15 protein-coding genes are annotated in these 16223 nt (G+C 63.9%); 1 reads left to right on the forward strand and 14 read right to left on the reverse strand.

Annotation, left to right across the window (positions count from 1 at the left end):
• The 6 genes from ABT375_RS00440 to ABT375_RS00465 form a co-directional block, all read right to left on the reverse strand.
• A complete protein-coding gene (locus ABT375_RS00440; RefSeq protein WP_416463672.1) occupies positions 1-2829 on the reverse strand; it encodes a TonB-dependent receptor plug domain-containing protein in 2829 nt (942 codons plus the stop codon).
• Between the two features lie 185 nt (positions 2830-3014).
• Positions 3015-3767 carry a metallophosphoesterase family protein gene (locus ABT375_RS00445; RefSeq protein ID WP_416463673.1) on the reverse strand — a complete coding sequence of 251 codons (753 nt, stop codon included), beginning with the start codon at positions 3765-3767 and terminating at the stop codon, positions 3015-3017.
• Between the two features lie 16 nt (positions 3768-3783).
• A complete protein-coding gene (gene dcd / locus ABT375_RS00450; protein WP_224550318.1) occupies positions 3784-4338 on the reverse strand; it encodes a dCTP deaminase in 555 nt (184 codons plus the stop codon).
• A gap of 6 nt (positions 4339-4344) precedes the next feature.
• Entirely contained in the window at positions 4345-4803 is a 459-nt protein-coding gene (locus tag ABT375_RS00455; protein WP_416463674.1) for a cytidine deaminase, read from the reverse strand.
• On the reverse strand, positions 4803-5486 hold the full coding sequence (locus ABT375_RS00460; RefSeq protein ID WP_390902351.1) for a GH25 family lysozyme: 684 nt from the start codon (positions 5484-5486) through the stop codon (positions 4803-4805). Before ABT375_RS00460 ends, ABT375_RS00455 begins: the two co-directional genes overlap by 1 nt.
• Before the next feature lie 13 nt (positions 5487-5499).
• Positions 5500-5982, reverse strand: coding sequence for a UPF0262 family protein (locus ABT375_RS00465; protein ID WP_224550320.1), 483 nt, complete (start codon positions 5980-5982; stop codon positions 5500-5502).
• A gap of 114 nt (positions 5983-6096) precedes the next feature.
• Here ABT375_RS00465 and ABT375_RS00470 point away from each other — a divergent pair, with 114 nt between their 5' ends.
• Positions 6097-7581, forward strand: a complete 1485-nt coding sequence (locus ABT375_RS00470) for a replicative DNA helicase (RefSeq protein ID WP_224550321.1) — start codon at positions 6097-6099, stop codon at positions 7579-7581.
• 54 nt (positions 7582-7635) lie between these two features.
• Here ABT375_RS00470 and ABT375_RS00475 read toward each other — a convergent pair whose 3' ends face one another.
• The 8 genes from ABT375_RS00475 to cobA all read right to left on the reverse strand — a co-directional run bounded on the left by ABT375_RS00475 (position 7636) and on the right by cobA (position 16132).
• Positions 7636-9435 (reverse strand): DUF885 domain-containing protein, encoded by a 1800-nt coding sequence (locus tag ABT375_RS00475; RefSeq protein WP_416463675.1) that lies wholly within the window; start codon positions 9433-9435, stop codon positions 7636-7638.
• A gap of 98 nt (positions 9436-9533) precedes the next feature.
• The gene (locus tag ABT375_RS00480; protein ID WP_416463676.1) at positions 9534-10832 is read right to left on the reverse strand and encodes a chloride channel protein; all 1299 of its coding nucleotides are present in this window, start codon (positions 10830-10832) and stop codon (positions 9534-9536) included.
• A 208-nt stretch (positions 10833-11040) separates the two neighbouring features.
• Positions 11041-11952 (reverse strand): beta-1,6-N-acetylglucosaminyltransferase, encoded by a 912-nt coding sequence (locus ABT375_RS00485; RefSeq protein WP_416463677.1) that lies wholly within the window; start codon positions 11950-11952, stop codon positions 11041-11043.
• 252 nt (positions 11953-12204) lie between these two features.
• Complete coding sequence (locus tag ABT375_RS00490) at positions 12205-12990, reverse strand: phosphoadenylyl-sulfate reductase (RefSeq protein ID WP_224550325.1); 786 nt, start codon at positions 12988-12990, stop codon at positions 12205-12207.
• Entirely contained in the window at positions 12983-13423 is a 441-nt protein-coding gene (locus tag ABT375_RS00495) for a DUF934 domain-containing protein (protein WP_224550326.1), read from the reverse strand. Before ABT375_RS00495 ends, ABT375_RS00490 begins: the two co-directional genes overlap by 8 nt.
• Positions 13416-15047, reverse strand: coding sequence for a nitrite/sulfite reductase (locus ABT375_RS00500; protein ID WP_224550327.1), 1632 nt, complete (start codon positions 15045-15047; stop codon positions 13416-13418). Before ABT375_RS00500 ends, ABT375_RS00495 begins: the two co-directional genes overlap by 8 nt.
• Positions 15048-15050: 3 nt before the next feature.
• Complete coding sequence (locus ABT375_RS00505; RefSeq protein ID WP_224550328.1) at positions 15051-15347, reverse strand: DUF2849 domain-containing protein; 297 nt, start codon at positions 15345-15347, stop codon at positions 15051-15053.
• On the reverse strand, positions 15344-16132 hold the full coding sequence (gene cobA, locus ABT375_RS00510) for a uroporphyrinogen-III C-methyltransferase (RefSeq protein ID WP_416463678.1): 789 nt from the start codon (positions 16130-16132) through the stop codon (positions 15344-15346). Before cobA ends, ABT375_RS00505 begins: the two co-directional genes overlap by 4 nt.
• Positions 16133-16223: the final 91 nt, after the last annotated feature.

Genomic DNA, 16223 nt, shown 5'->3' on the forward strand with positions numbered 1-16223 from the left:
TCAGAACTCCAGGTTGAACCGGCCATAATAGAAGCCGCCGCTGATGCCGTAGGGGGCGTAGGCGTTGTAAAGGCTGCCCGCGAGCCGGTTCACCGGCTTCAGCTTGTTGGGATAGGTGTTGAGCAGATTGTTCGCGCCGATCGACAGCTTGACGCCCTTGGCCAGCTTGTAGCCCAGTTCGAGGTCGAGAATGACCTTGGGCTTCAGCTCTTCGTCGGCATAGCCCGACGTACAGGTCGCCGACACGGTCGAGCAGGACACCCAGTCAGCGGTGTGCAACACCGGCAACGCCGCGCGCTGGGTGACCTTGCCAAAGCGCGTGGCGCGCAGATTGGCGTTGATCGGTCCATTCTCCCAAAGGAAATTGGCGATGAACTTGTTGCGCGGCGTGCCTTCGCTGAGGTCACCCTGACGATCACGCGCGACGAAGGAGACGCCGCTGCCACCCGTCGGCGGCGGATCGATATGGGTAAAGATGGTCTTGTTGAAATTGGCCGACAAGGAACTCGTCAGATGGCCCATGCCGCCCAGATCGGCGCGATGGGTGGCGACGATATCCAGGCCGCGGGTCCGCGTATCGGCGGCGTTCGAGAAAATGAGCGCGCCGAAATTGCCAGCATAGCCGTTGGCGTTCAGGATATCGACGACAGCCGTGCCGGACAGCGTGCCGCTGAGCAATATCCGGTCCTTCACCTTGATCTGATAGGCATCGACGGTGAGGTTGAAGTTGGGCAGGGGCGTCAGCACCAGCCCCGCCGAAAAGCTGGTCGATTTTTCAGGCTTGAGCGCAACGGCGCCGAGCGCCTGCGCCGCGGCGCTATCGACCGGCAGCGCGACTACGGGACGCAACTGGCTGACCCCGTCGATGACTACGCCGATCGTGCTGGACGAATTATAATGTTGCTGCTGGAGCGTGGGTGCACGGAAACCAGTGCTGGCCGTGCCACGGATCGCTATGCCCCTGACGGGTTCTATGCGCAGCGACGCCTTGCCCGTATCGGTGGTGCCGAAATCCGAATAATCCTCATGTCGCCCGGCAAGGCCGAACTCGACGCCCTCGACGATCTTGCCTTCGATATTGCCGTAGGCGCTCCAATTGTCACGGCTCCAGCTACCCGATCCCTCGGGGGTGAAGCCGATGACGCCCTGCGACCCGATGCCGCTGGCAAAGGTGCCGCCGCGCCAGCCGCCCGTCGGGAAGATATAGCCGCCGTTGATATAGGACACCGCATCGCCGGGGCTGATGACGAACTTGTTCTTCTTATACTCGCCGCCCACCGCGACCGAGAGCGGCCCGGCAAGGCCGATGTCGAATTCCTTGCTGAGGTCGAGATTGCTGACCCATTCGTCGAAGCGCAGCTTGCCGAGGTAGAAATGGGTCGGGCTTGCCGGCCCGAGCGAGGGGTTGAGCGAGGTCGTCTGGGCATATTTGACCTCGTCCTGGCCGTAGCTGGTGCTGAGGTCGAAATGCACGCCGCCGCCCACTTCGCCGCGCAGGCCGCCCGCAAACTGGAAATCCTCGTCATAGACGTGGATGCGCGGGATATAGCCTTCGGGATAGATTTCCAGAATATTATTGGCGGCCTGCGGTGTGCGATAGGTGAGCCAGCCCGCGGCATGGCGCTTGGAATAGGTGCCGAAACTATAGAGTTCCAGGCTGTTCCCTACCGGCATCATCGCATCATAGCCCAGATTGCCGCCGATCACCTGCGGCTGCCCATATTTGGCGCGGATGCGGTCGGGATCGGCGTTGCGCGGGTCGCCGGTCGGATAGAATTGCCCGGTGATCGGGCTGCTCTTCGTGATCGTATTATCCTGCAGCACGCCGTCCGCCGACAAGTGGACATAGCCGCCGTCCTGGCCCAGGGCGAACCCCTTGTCGACCTGCCAGCGCCCCTGCCAGCCACCATTGTCGGCGGTGCTGCCCATGGTCAGCGCCGCGCCGCCCGACATATCGTTCTTCAGGATGATGTTGACCACGCCGGCGATCGCATCGGAGCCATATTGCGCCGATGCGCCATCGCGCAGCACCTCGATCCGCTGGATCGCGTTGCCGGCAATCAGGTCGAGGTCAGGCGGCGACTGGCCGTTCTGGACCGACCCGTTGATGAAGAGCGTCGCGGTATTGTGCCGGCGCTTGCCGTTTACCAGCACCAGCAACTGGTCGCCGCCGAGGCCGCGCAGCGACAGGGTGCGCACCGCCCAGCTCGCGCCCGCGCCATTGTTCGACACGTTGATCGAGGGGACCAGCGTGCCGAGCAGGTCGCGTACCGACTGTTTGCCGCTCGATTCCAGATCCTTTTCGCCCAGCACGTCGATCGGCGCCAGGCTTTCGGCGACGGTGCGGTTCGTGGTGCGCGTGCCGGTGACGATGATCGGCGTTGCATCCTCGACCGGTTCGGGGGCGGGGGCCATGGTCATGGCCTGCGCGCCCGTACCCGGCAGGGTCGCCTGCGCATATTGCAGCGCGAGCGGGCTGCGGCGCGCGGCGCTGCGATTGGCGGGGGCGGCCAGGGCGATCACGCCCGCGCCGGCCGGGGTAGAAGTGAGTTCGGTGCCGGCCAGCAGCCGGGCGAGGGCGTCCTGCGTCGACAACCATCCCTGGATGCGGCGGCTGCGGATCGCGGCGACCTCGTCATAGGGGAAGAGGATGCGGACGCCCGACTGGGCCGACAATTCCCGCAGCGCGCTGCTGAGTGGCTGGACATGGATGTCGAATTTATGCCGCTGGGTCAGCGTGGCGTCCGGCGTCGCGGCGGCGAGAAGTTGCGTAGGCGAGACGAGGCAGATGGCGAGGGCGATCCCCGCCATGGCATGGCGTTTATGCATGTGTCTGTTCCCCTGCTGTAACGGCATTTCCTGCCGCTCTGCTGTCTCCAACGAAGAAACTTTAGGGTTCCGCTATCGCGAATACTGGACAGGCAATATAAAATCTTTCTCATGGATTTATGAGAAGCGCTGGGCGTCCGGTCGCCGCCGCGAACCCCGCACGCCGATGCAGTCATGCGGGGCCATCACCCCCTGGTCTGCAAAATCCAGCGATCGACGCCTTCCAGGCCGATTGCGGTCAGGCGTCCCGAAAAGAAGGCGCCGGTGTCGATGCCGATCCGGCCCGCTTGTTCGTCCACATCGGTGCTGATGCTATGGCCATGGACGACCATGCTGGGATGGCGGCCGCGATGCGTCAGGAATTCCTGTCTGATCCAGCGCAGGTCGGCCGGGCTTTGATCTTCCACCGGCACGCCGGGGCGAATGCCGGCATGGACGAACAGATAGTCGCCGATCGCGATGCTGTCGGGCAGGGCGTCGAGGAAATCGACATGCGCGCGCGGCACATGGCGCTCCATCCAGGCGGCCAGTTCGGCATCGGTCATCACCCGGAACAGCGCGGGGTCGAGGCCATAGCTGGCCAGCGTCGCTTCGCCCTCCATGCGCCGGAACAGAGGCAGGGCGCGCAAGTCGCCGCGTGCCGCCAGGATGAAGGCTTCCTCATGATTGCCCTTGAGGCAGCGTACGTCGCCGCCCGATGCCGCCAACGCCATCACCCGGTCCACCACGGTGCGGGAATCAGGGCCGCGATCGACCAGGTCGCCCAGCAGGATCAGGCTGATCGGCTTGCGCAGCCGGACATCGTCGTCGCGCGCGATCATCGCCAGCAGCGCGTCGAGAAGGTCGGCGCGGCCATGCACGTCGCCGATCGCATAGACCCGCCGGTCAGCGCCGATATCGGGTCGCGCACCCCGTAATTCGCTGCGCCAGAAGCTCATGGCGCATAGTGTCGCATCACAGGCGGGGCAATGTCACGCCCTGCTGCCCCATATATTTGCCCGCGCGGTCGGCATAGCTGACCTCGCATGGTTCATTGCCCTGCAGGAACAGGAACTGGCACGCGCCTTCATTGGCGTAGATCTTTGCGGGCAGCGGCGTCGTGTTGGAAAATTCCAGCGTCACATGCCCCTCCCAGCCCGGTTCCAGCGGCGTCACGTTCACGATGATGCCGCAGCGGGCATAGGTGGATTTGCCGAGGCAGATGACCAGCACGTCGCGCGGCACGCGGAAATATTCGACCGTGCGGGCCAGCGCGAAGCTGTTGGGCGGGATGATGCAGCAGTCGGTCTGGCGATCGACGAAATTCTTGGGATCGAAATCCTTCGGATCGACGATCGTACTGTCGACATTGGTGAAGATCTTGAATTCGTCCGCCACCCGCGCGTCATAGCCGTAAGAGGATAGGCCATAGCTGATGCAGCCTTCGCGCCGCTGGCTCTCCACGAACGGCTCGATCATGCCGGTGCTCAGCGCCTGTTCGCGAATCCACTTGTCGGAAAGAATGGCCATGTCGTGTCAGCTCTTTTTCATGGGACCGATGCCCAGGTCCGCAGGACCGAAGGCATGGGGGAGGAGGTCTGCGACCTTAAGGTCCAGGATGCGGTCGCCGCTGGGCGTGGCGCAATAGATGGCAAGGGTGCGGCCGGCCATCTGTTCGGCTTCGTTCATGATCTGGCGGCAGCGGCCGCAAGGTGTGACGAGCGCTTCTTCCCCAGCATCCATGGCGCCACCGACTACGGCGATTTCCGTTACGTCAGCGAAACGACCTTGTGCGTTGACGCTGGCGAGCGCGACCGTTTCGGCGCAGAGCGACAGGCCATAGCTGGCATTTTCGAAGTTGCAGCCAGTGATGATCGTGCCATCGGTCAGCCGCACCGCTGCGCCCACTGCAAAGCGGCTATAGGGCGCATGGGCATGGGCCATCGCCCCCCGCGCAGCCGCAATCAACTGTCCAACTCGTTGTTCGTCTCGCATCAGGGCGTCACCACATTCCACCGGACCGGGCCATCGACGCCGTCGATATGCCGCATGTCGCTGGCTGTCCACATCACCCAGGGCTTGGTCGCATAATCGGGCGGGAAGAAATTGCCGTCCAGCCACAAGGTCCGGTTGATGCCGGAGCCGATATCATAGGCCTTGTCGAAATCCTCAGTCACATTGAGCAGCACGGTCTTGCCGGCATGGCCCTCGATCAGATTGACCAGCGTGTTGAGTTCCGACAGCAGCAGGTCGCGGTTCGGCCGGGCGGTGCAGGCGGGGGAGAAGGCGAGGCGGATCACCGGCGGCAGCGCGGCGTTGTCGCGCGGCACCGTGGTCATGTAGCGGGTCGCCTGATCGCTGGCGAGGCGACAAGGGGTGAATTCGAGCAGCGCGCCGTAGCGCAGGCCCGCTGCGCGCGCCGCGCGCCAATTGGCGGCGAAGGCCGGGTCGCGCCGGTCGGCGGCGTCGGCGGCGCGGATATAGGCGAAGTCTGCGCCCTGCGCCGCCAGCGTGCCCCAGTCGACCGGACCATTGTTGGCGCTGATGCTGACGCCCTGCACCGGATATTGGTCACGGCTGGGCGCCCAGCCGCGCGCATAGAGCCACAGCGCCAGCGCCAGCGCCGCGACCACCGCCAGTCCCGCACCGATGCGGACCAGCAGGCCCCCCAAAGTCACAACCCTGATCGTTCTACCCCTTGATATGCAGCACGCAGATCAGCGTGAAGAGCCGCCGCGCCGTGTCGAAATCGACGTCGATCTTACCCTCCAGCCGCTCCTTCAGCACTTCCGCCGCATCATTGTGGATGCCGCGCCGGGCCATGTCCACCGTCTCGATCTGTTGCGGGGAAGCGTTGCTGATCGCCTGATAATAGCTGTCGCAAATGGCGAAATATTCGCGGATCGGGCGACGGAAGCGGCCCAGGCCCAGGATGATCGCCTCCAGCGGCGCGTCGTCCTCCCGGTTGATCTCGATCACCAGCCGTCCGTCCTCGACCCGCAGCACGACCTTGTACGGGCCGGCATAGCCGTCGGCATGGACCCGCTGCGGCGCGAAGTGATTATCCTCAAGCAGGTCGAAGATCGCGATGCGCCGTTCCTGCTCCACGTCGGCATTGCGCCACAGGATCGTGCGCTGGTCCAGCTGGATGTCTATGATGCGCGGATCGGCCATGGTGAAGCCCATAGTCAGTGCGGCGGCGCGCGGCGAAAAGCAAGCGCGACTTATCCACAGATGGTTTCCGCCTTGGCCCTTGCGCGGCGTGCGCCGGCAGAGGAAAGAGAGGCCATGGTCGAACTGCTGAAAATCAATCCCGCCGACAATGGCGGCACCGAATTGCCGCGCAACGTGGAGGCCGAAGCCGCGCTGCTGGGCGCGATCATGATCGACAACCGCATTGCCGAGGATGTCCAGCTCAAGATCAAGGCCGAACATTTTTTCGAGCCGCTGCACGGCCGTATCTACGACGCGATCATGCGCCTGCTCGACAAGGACATGATCGCCAATCCGGTCACGCTCAAGCCGATGCTGGACATGGACCCGGCATTGAAGGAACTGGGCGGGGCGGGCTATCTGGCGCAACTGACCGGCAATGGCGCGGCGCTGATCGGCGCGCGCGACTTCGCCACCCAGATCTACGATCTGGCGTTGCTCAGGGAACTGGTCAATGTCGGCCGCGAACTGGTTGAAAATGCGCTGGACACCAGCGAAGCCGTCAATCCGCGCGAGCAGATAGAGGCGGCCGAAGTCGCGCTCTACAAAGTGTCGGAGGGCGAGGGCGAGGGTGGTTCGGTCAAGAGCTTCCTCATGGCCTCCACCGCGGCGGTGCAGGTGGCGGAGCGTGCGCTCAACAGCGGCGGTCATGTGTCGGGGATCACGACCGGGATCAACAGCCTGAACGCCAAGATCGGCGGCCTGCACAATTCGGACTTGATGATCCTGGCCGGTCGGCCGGGCATGGGAAAGACGTCGCTGGCGACGAACATCGCCTATAATGCGGCGTCGCGCTGGTTGCGCGACAATGCCGACGGCATCCCGGCGGAAAAGAATATGGGCGCCAAGACCGCCTTCTTCAGCCTCGAAATGTCGGCCGACCAGTTGGCGACCCGCGTTCTGGCCGAACAGTCGGGCATCAGCGGCGAAGCGCTGCGCATGGGCAAGATCAGCCGGGCGGACTTCCAGAATCTGTCGCGCGCGGCGCGAGAGTTGCAGGAATTGCCTTTATTCATCGATGATACGCCGGGCCTGACCATCGCCGCGCTGCGCACCCGCGCGCGTCGGTTGAAGCGGCGGCATGATATCGGTTTCATCGTCGTCGACTATCTTCAGCTATTGCAGGGCACCGGCCGCGGCAACGAGAATCGCGTCAACGAGATTTCGGAAATCTCGCGGGGTTTGAAGACGTTGGCGAAAGAATTGCATGTTCCGGTGCTGGCGCTGTCGCAGCTCAGCCGTGCGGTGGAACAGCGCGAGGACAAAAGGCCGCAGCTCTCCGACTTACGCGAATCCGGCTCGATCGAGCAGGATGCGGACATGGTCTGGTTCGTGTTCCGTGAGGATTATTACGAAGCGGCCAAGGAGCCCAAGCCCGACGATGAGGCGGCTTACGCCACGTGGAAGGAAAATATGGAGCGAATCTACGGCCTGGCCGAGGTGATTATCGCCAAGCAGCGTCACGGCTCCACCGGCCGCATCCGCATGAAGTTCGACGCGAAGATCACGCGATTCTCGGATATTGCGGACGATAGCTATCAGGATTTGAACTACGAATAACCTGGCTGATCAGCCCCCGTTCGTGTCGTCTGAAACGAACGGGGGCATGGGCGCCTAGCCCTTCGCCCGCGCGGCGACCCGTTTCTCCAGCATCGACAGCGGCATTGCACCTTCCTCAAGAATGGCGTGGAACTGCTTGAGATCGAAGGATTTTCCCTGCACGGCCTGGGCGTCGGCGCGGGCTTTCGTCCAGACGCCATGGCCGACCTTGTAGCTGGTCGCCTGGCCGGGCTGGGTGCAGTAGCGCTCGACCTCCCGCTGGCAACGCGGCCGGGCGAAGCCGGTCTTCTCCACCATATAGTCGGTCGCCTGCTTCACATCCCATTTCTTCGCATGGATGCCGGTGTCGACCACCAGTCGCGCCGCGCGGAACAGGAAGGACTGGAGATAGCCGGCCCGGTCGAGCGGCGTCGTATAACCGCCCAGTTCGTCCGCCAATTGCTCCGCATAGAGCGCCCAGCCTTCGCTATAGGCGCTCATGAACGCGGTCTTGCGCAGCATCGGGATGTCGCCGGCTGTCTGGGCGGTCGAGATCTGGAGGTGATGGCCCGGCACGCCCTCGTGATAGGTCAGCGCCGGCAGGCCATATTTCGGCCAGTCGCCGACATCCTTGAGGTTGATGAAATAGATGGCGGGCCGCGATCCGTCGAGCGCGGCGCGGTTATAATAGCCGTTGGAGGCGCCGTCCTGAATCTCGACCGGTACGGCGCGGATTTCCAATGCCGTGTCGGGAATGGTGGTGAAGGCGTTGGGAAGTCTGGCCTTCATCGCATCGAGATCGCGATTGAGCTGCGCCAGCAAGGCCGTCCGCCCGTCCGTGCTGTCGGCATAGAGTTGCGAGGGTTCGACATTGAGCGCGGCGAGGCGCTCGCCGATCATGCCCTTGCTGTAGCCCGCGCCCTTCAAAATGGTGTCGAGCTGGGCGCTGATGTCGGCCACCTGCTCCAGCCCCATGGCGTGGATCTGGTCGGCGGACAGGTCGGTCGTCGTCGCGCTCTTGAGCGCGGCGGCATAGATTTCATCGCCGCGCGGCGTGCGCCATATGCCATCGCCAGCCGCGGTCTTGCCCCGTAGACTTTCGATCGCGGCGATCTGCTCGTCCAGCGCGGGATAGATGGATTTTTCTACTACCGCGGCCGCCTGCGCTTGCCAGTCGCCCGCGATCCCCTTGGCGGCGGCGCGCTTGACCAGCGACTGGACCATCGAACTGTCGGGGGCCGGCTGCCCGCGCAGCTTCTTCATCTGGCCGAGCGTCAGGTCGAGCGACCAGCCCGGCGCCAGATAGCCGCGCGCGGCTTCGTCGCGCTGGAGCGCGGTGTCGGTGCGCAGGTTGCGGGCGAAGGCTTCCAGCCGCGCGACATAGGCGTCGCCATCGGCGGCGGCGTTGATGGTGTGGGCGGTATTCAGGAAATCGGGCGTCGAGAAATAGCTGCCGCCCTGCTGGAAGATGCGATAGGGGCGAACCGCGCTGTTGAGGCCGAACTTGGCCGGGGCGACGGTCTGCTGGCGCAGCGCATAGAGGATGACGTCGAGGTTGAGCCGCTGCGCATCGGACAGGCTGGCGGCCTTATAGCTGTCCAACTCCTTGATCGCGCCTTGCGTCGCGGCCAACCGTTTCAGCATCGCAGACTTGCTGTTGTCGTCGAGCTGGCTTTTGGCCCCAGCACGCGCGCCCTTGTCGAGGCCCAGGCTGGTGACGAAGCTGGGCGACAGGTCCAGTTGCCGCTCGAAAATGGCGGCGAAGGCGGCCGAGAGGCGCGCATCGTCGCTACCGGCTGCCTGCGCCAGCGCGCGGGGGGCGGCGGCGGTAAGCGCGACGGCGCAGGTGGTGGCGAGGAATTGACGGCGGTCCATGGGGCGACTCCCTTATGTCTGACAATGGCGCGCGGGTATCGCCCGGCTGGTGCGGTTCGTCCAGTCGCTTGTAACTTTGTTACGCGGACGGGATAGATTTAGCCGGGCAGAGTGAAGCGTTTGGCCAGCCCGTGGTACAGCCGTTCCTTGCTGACCAACTGGGCCGAAAAGTCGGCGACCAGGGCCGCTGCGAGCAGGGGCATCATCAGTCCACGGCTGGCGGTGGTTTCGGAAATGATGATGACGGCGGTCAGAGGCGCGCGGACGACGCCGGTGAAATAGGCGACCATACCCAGCAGCACCACCGCGCCCTGCGGATAGCTGGGGAACAGGCTGCGCAGCATGTCGCCGATGCCGGCGCCAACCGACAAGGAGGGTGCGAAGATGCCGCCCGGCAGGCCGGATACCGCGGTCGCCAGCGTCGACACGAATTTCGCCGCGCCGAACCACAATGGCACGTCCCGCCCGGTAATGACCGCCTGCGCCGTTTCGTAGCCCGTGCCCCAGGTCAAGCCCGTTGCGACCCCCATGATTGCGACCGCGGACCCGCACAGCAGAGCAAGTCGGACCGGCCGCTCGCGCAGCCACCGCATCGGCTTCCATTGGGTGGAGCCGGACGCCAGCATCAGCCGGGAAAAGAGGCCGCCGGCGATCCCGCCCAGAAAGCCCGCCACCGGTGCGGCGATCAGCGCGTCATGGACGCTCAACGTCTGGCGCATCTCCCCGAAATAGACATAGTCGCCAGCCAGCCCCAGGCTGACCATGCCTGCGATCAGCACGGCGGCCATCACCAGCAGGGTCATGCGCTGCTCATAGGCGGCCGCCAGTTCCTCGATGGCGAAGGCGACCCCGGCCAGCGGCGTGTTGAACGCCGCCGCCACGCCCGCCGCGCCACCGGCGATGAACACCGACGCGCGCAGCGGGATGCGCATGAAGCGGTGCATATAGCCCATGATGCTGGCGGCGATCTGGACCGTCGGACCTTCGCGGCCCACCGACGCGCCGAACAGCAAGGTGCCGATGGTCAGCCAGAATTTGACGAAGGCTGTGCGGGCGGACACCAGTTGCTTCATCCCTGCGTCGGGATTGCGCGCGGCGGCGATTACCTGCGGTATGCCCGATCCTTTGGCGGCAGGGGCGAGCTTCATCGTGATCCAGGCGAAGGCGGCGAACCCCAGGGGCGTCACGACCAGCGGAAGCCACCAGCGCCAGGCTACCATGCGCCGGAACAGCGCGCCGGCATGGTCGGCCAGTTCGGCGAACAGCAGCGCCGTCAGGCCGACCAGCACTGCGCCGGCCAATATGGCGATACGCCGCCGCCAGATCAGTGCTTCGGGGCCATGGCGGCGCATGATGACGCGTGCCCGCCGCCGGAACAGGCGAAGCTGTCCGATCATGATAGTGGCGCCATGCCGATAATCCGCCCGTGCTGTGACCGGTCAGGCCGGGAAGGCCGACCCATAGCGACGTCGGGTGCGAGACGGAACCCCGCAAGGCCGATTTTTCCGGCCTTCCGATCGATCGGAAGATCGACAGTCGGGCGAGACTTTATGAATCGATCATATGAAAGGGCATGACGGCGCGTGTGGACGCCGCCGTCCGATTTCAGGCTGGAGAGACGATTCGTTCAGAAGCCGGTGACAATGTTGCGTGGATGCGCGCCGGTGCCGGCAGCGTTGCGGCGGCGGGCGTCTGAAGATGGGCTTCGAGCAGGTCGAGAATATGGCTGTCCTCCTGCGCGTCGAATTTGCGGGCGAACAGGTCGGGGCTGAGCGTCAGTCGCAGCGCGTCGCGGGTGACGAAGGTGCGGGGGCGCAGCTTGATGTCTCCATCGGGGATCCAGTCGATCGTGCGCAGATCGTCATTGACCACCTTGCCGCCGGCAAAGGCGTTCATCATGAGTGTCTGGAAAAAACCTTCGTCGGCAATCAGGGTGCGGCGATAAAATTGCTTGAAGCGCCGGGCCGCAGGTGCGTGGCAGGCGAAGGCGCAGAATTCGCGCGTGACCGCCTTCCACTGGGTGCCGATATAGGGCGTGATCCCGGCCATCGGCCGGCGACTTATGCCAGTGCGCACGATGCGGTTGAAGGCTTCGACGAAATAATGGCTGAGGCGATTCATTGTGTCCGGGCGAACCGCCTGTTGCGGTACGTTGCGGATGAACTCCGTGCCGTCATGGCGGGCCAGATAGTCGGCGATATAGGCCTGAGACTTGAGCGGAAAATCCTGCCCGCTCAAATTGATGAAATAACGCCAGTCCGCATTCATCTCCAGCAGCTTGGCCATGCCCCGCAATTCGGCGTCCACCAGACTGTACCCGCCCCACAGCATCTTGTGCGAGGGTAGCATGGCGACGTTGATATAGGGTTTGAGGAAGGCGGCGATGTCGGCCGTCATGGCTGCGCCCGATCGCTGGTCTACGTGGATCAGATAATGGTTGCCCGGCACATAGATGGCCTGGAACATGCGTTTGAACTGCTCTGGAAAGCGATGGACGAGGATCAGATAGGCGATCATGCGGGGCGTACTCCATCGGGCACGCATCGGGCCGATCGACCGATGCGATGCAGGTGTTTCCAGCCTTTTGGAAAATTATCGAACCGGAGTTCGACCGACATAAGGGGTTCAGGTCGAAGCGAGGCCGCCACGGTCCTATGCCGAAATCGGCATATGGGGACTAAATGCAGCGATTGTTAGGGGCCGCCGAAATCAGGCGGCCATGATTGGCAGGAGCGGCGGCGCAGGACGGGCGGCACAGGCTTGCCTATGTCAGAACACCGGCTGGTTGGCGGGGTCTTCGGGATCGACGACGGGGATCGGCGTGACCGGCGAATGGATACCGCATTCCACCTTGTCCCAGCCGCGCCAGCGGCCCGCACGCGGGTCTTCGCCCGGCATCACCTTCGACGTGCAGGGTTCGCAGCCGATCGACAGATAGCCTTGCGCCTCCAGCGGATGGCGAGGCAGTTTCTCGGCCTCGAAATAGGCCTCCAGATCGGCCTTGTTCCAGTCGCCCAGGGGATTGAGCTTGAGCCGGCCGTCTTCGACTTCGAAACGGGGCAGGTTCTGGCGCGTCACCGACTGGAACGCCTTGCGGCCCGAAATCCAGGCATCCAGGCCATCCTTGGCGCGCTTCATCGGTTCGACCTTGCGGATTTCGCAGCAGCCGTCCGGGTCGTAGGACCAGCGCAGGCCGGTCTCGTCCTTCTTGGCGATGACGTCGGCGATCGGCGTCACCGTGCGGCTGTCGGTAAAACCGAAGCGCTTGATGAGCGTATCGCGATAGTTGAGCGTCTCGGCGAACATCTTCAACGTATCGACGAAGATCACCGGAATGGTCGGATCGGCCTTCGCCACCAGATCGAGCAGCACCGCGCTTTCCGTGCCGAAGGAGGAGACGACGGCGACATTGCCGGCGAGCCCTTCTGCAAACACGGTCTTGAGCATGGTGATCGTATCGACACCCTCAAACCGCGCGTTCAGCGCATCGGCCTGTGCCTGGGTGAAGGCGGGGCGGGCGTCGATCAGGTCGATCTGACGAGCAGGTTCAGCCATTAATCTTCTCCGGGTGCCGTTTCGCCCAAATCGGGGTGCGGCCGTCGATCGCCTTCTGATAGACGTCAGCATAGCGATGGAGCGCGCGGTCGACGGCGGCGTCGTCCAGCGGCTTGGCGGGATGAAAACTGTCGAAACCGCAGCGGCGCATGGCGACGATCTGATCGACCAGCACGTCGCCCACCGCGCGCAGTTCGCCCCGATAGCCGGATTCCCGCAGGATGCGGGCGGCGGAATAGCCGCGCCCGTCCCCATAAGCGGGGAAATTTATCTCCACCAGCGACAGGCGATCGAGATAGGGCAGCAGTTCGCGCGCATCTTCACCCGCTTCGATGCGGACGGCGGTCGAGTTGGACTGGCCGGTAAAGGCCTCGACCGTGACGGAGGGTTCCTGCGCGGCTTCGCCGTCGCGGAAGGACAGGAATTCAACCATAGATCGCCTCCTTGAAGGGCTTCATGCCGATGCGGCGATAGGTGTCGAGGAAGCGTTCGCCACCTTCGCGCTGCGCGAGATAGAGGTCCGTGACCTTCTCGATAGCATCGACCACGCCGTCTTCCGAAAAGCCCGGCCCGGTGATCTGACCCAGCGATGCATCCTCCGCGCCCGATCCGCCCAGCGAGAGCTGGAAATTCTCCACGCCTTTCCGATCGACACCCAGAACGCCGATATGGCCGGCATGGTGATGGCCGCAGGCATTGATGCAGCCCGAAATCTTGACCTTGAGTTCCCCCAGTTCCGCCTGACGCTCCGCCGCGGCGAAGCGCTGCGCGATCTTCTGCGCCAGCGGGATCGAGCGCGCATTGGCGAGGGCGCAATAATCAAGGCCTGGACAGGCGATGATGTCGGTGATGAGGTCGAGATTGGCCTCGGCCAGACCCGCTTCCTCCAGCTTCTGCCAGATGGCGTGGAGGTCGGCCTTCTTCACGTGCGGCAGGACCAGGTTTTGCGCATGGGTGACGCGCAGTTCGTCGAGCGAATATTGCTCGGCCAAGGTCGCGACCAGTTCGATCTGTTCCGCCGATGCGTCGCCGGGAATGCCGGTCAGCGGCTTCAGGCTGATATTGACGATGGCATAGCCGGGCGCCTTGTGCGGCGCGACCTGACGATCGACCCAAAGGGCGAAGGCCGGGTCGGCGCGTTCGATCGCATCGGACAGGCCGTTTTCATAGGCCGGTGCGGCGAAGAAGGCGCGGATGCGGTCCAGTTCCTCGACCGGCGGGTTGAGGCCCAGCGTGCGCATATGGGCGAACTCTTCCTCGACCTGGCGCTTATAGTCCTCGACGCCAATCTCGTGGACCAGGATTTTGATCCGGGCCTTGTACTTATTGTCGCGGCGGCCGTAGCGGTTATACACGCGCAGGCAGGCTTCCAGATAAGAAATAATCTCATCTTCCGGCACGAAGCCGTTGATAAGCGGTGCGACCATCGGTGTGCGGCCCATGCCGCCGCCAGCATAGACTTCGGCGCCGATCTTGCCGTCTTTCGACACCAGCTTAAGGCCGATATCGTGCAGCCGCATCGCCGCGCGATCATCGTCGCTGGCGATCACGCAAATCTTGAACTTGCGCGGCAGATAGGTGAATTCCGGGTGGAAGCTCGACCATTGGCGCAGCAGTTCGGCCCAGGGGCGGGGATCTGCCACCTCGTCGGCGCTGACGCCGGCATATTGGTCGGAACTGATGTTGCGGATGCAGTTGCCCGACGTCTGGATGGCATGCATCTCCACCGTCGCCAGCTCGGCCAGGATGTCGGGCGCGTCGGCCAGCTTGATCCAGTTATATTGGAGATTTTGGCGCGTGGTGAAGTGTCCATAGCCGCGATCATATTTCGCTGCGATCTCGCCCAGCTTGCGCATCTGTTTGCCCGACAGCGTGCCATAAGGGATGGCGACACGCAGCATATAGGCGTGCAACTGGAGGTAGAGGCCATTCATCAGCCGGAGCGGCTTGAACTGATCCTCTGTCAGCGCGCCGGTCAGGCGGCGCTGCACCTGGTCGCGAAATTCCTCGACGCGAGCGTCGACGATGGACTGGTCATAGCTGTCGTAGCGATACATGGTTCAGATCACCCAGTTGCCGGCATCGGCGTCGTTTGGTTTCAGCGTCAGATCGGGGCGCACCGTCGGGCCGAGCGCGCGGATGCGGTCCTTGATATGGGCCGGGCGCACACCGTCTTCGGTGACGGTCGCGTCGATCACATAGGCGCCGACCACGCGCAGCGCGGCTTCCTCGGTGCGGGCGAGGTCATCGCCGCGTTCGCCCACGTCGGCGCTGTCGCCGACCTGGCGCGACCAGCCATCGCCCGCCCACCAGATGACGTCGCCGCTCACAAGATCGTTGCCGGTCAATATCTTCACGAACGCATCTCCGAAATACTCTCCCCTTTGGCGGTCCAGTCCGCCAGCACATCTTGCGCCAGCGCATGGGCCGCCACCTCGCCGACCACGATCAGGGCCGGGCTTTTGATCTGCTCGCGCGCCACCATGTCACCCAGGTCGGCGAGCAGCGTGCGCAATGTCCGCATGTCGGCGCGCGTACCATTTTCCAGCACTGCGACCGGGATGGAGGGCGACACGCCGTCCGCGATCAGCTTGTCGGCGATGTCGGCCGCGGTTGCGACGCCCATATAGATGACGAGCGTGCGACCTTTGCCCGCCAGGCCCGACCAGTCCTGGTCCGTCAGTCCCTTGCACTGGCCTGCGACGAAGCTGACGGCGCTGGACGCATCGCGAAGGGTCAGAGGCAATTGCGCCATCGCAGCGCTGCCAATCGCGGCACTGATGCCGGGCACGACTTCGAGCGGCACGCCCGCCGCACGGCAGGCGTCGACTTCCTCGCCACCGCGGCCGAAGATGAACGGATCGCCGCCCTTCAGGCGGACGACATGACGGCCTTCACGCGCCAGATCGACCAGCAGGGCGTTGATCGCGTCCTGTGGCATCGAATGGCGGCTTCGCTGCTTGGCAACGGAGATAAGTTCGGCGTCCGGCGAAGCCAGCGCAAGAATGTCGTCCGACACCAGCCCGTCATGCACGATGACGTCGGCCTGCGCAATCAGGCGCGCGGCCTTGATGGTCAGCAGGTCCGGATCGCCCGGTCCCGCGCCCACCAGGTGGACTGTCGAAGATGCTTTGTCAGCCATGCTGGTCAGATGGCGAAAGCGCCGCGAAAGTTCAATTCAGAATGGGTATGGAGGGGACTAGGAAATGTTTTGGGGAAATATTTGCCCCTAT

Source organism: Sphingomonas sp. VDB2 (genome assembly GCF_047946695.1).
Lineage (GTDB): Bacteria > Pseudomonadota > Alphaproteobacteria > Sphingomonadales > Sphingomonadaceae > Sphingobium > Sphingobium bisphenolicum.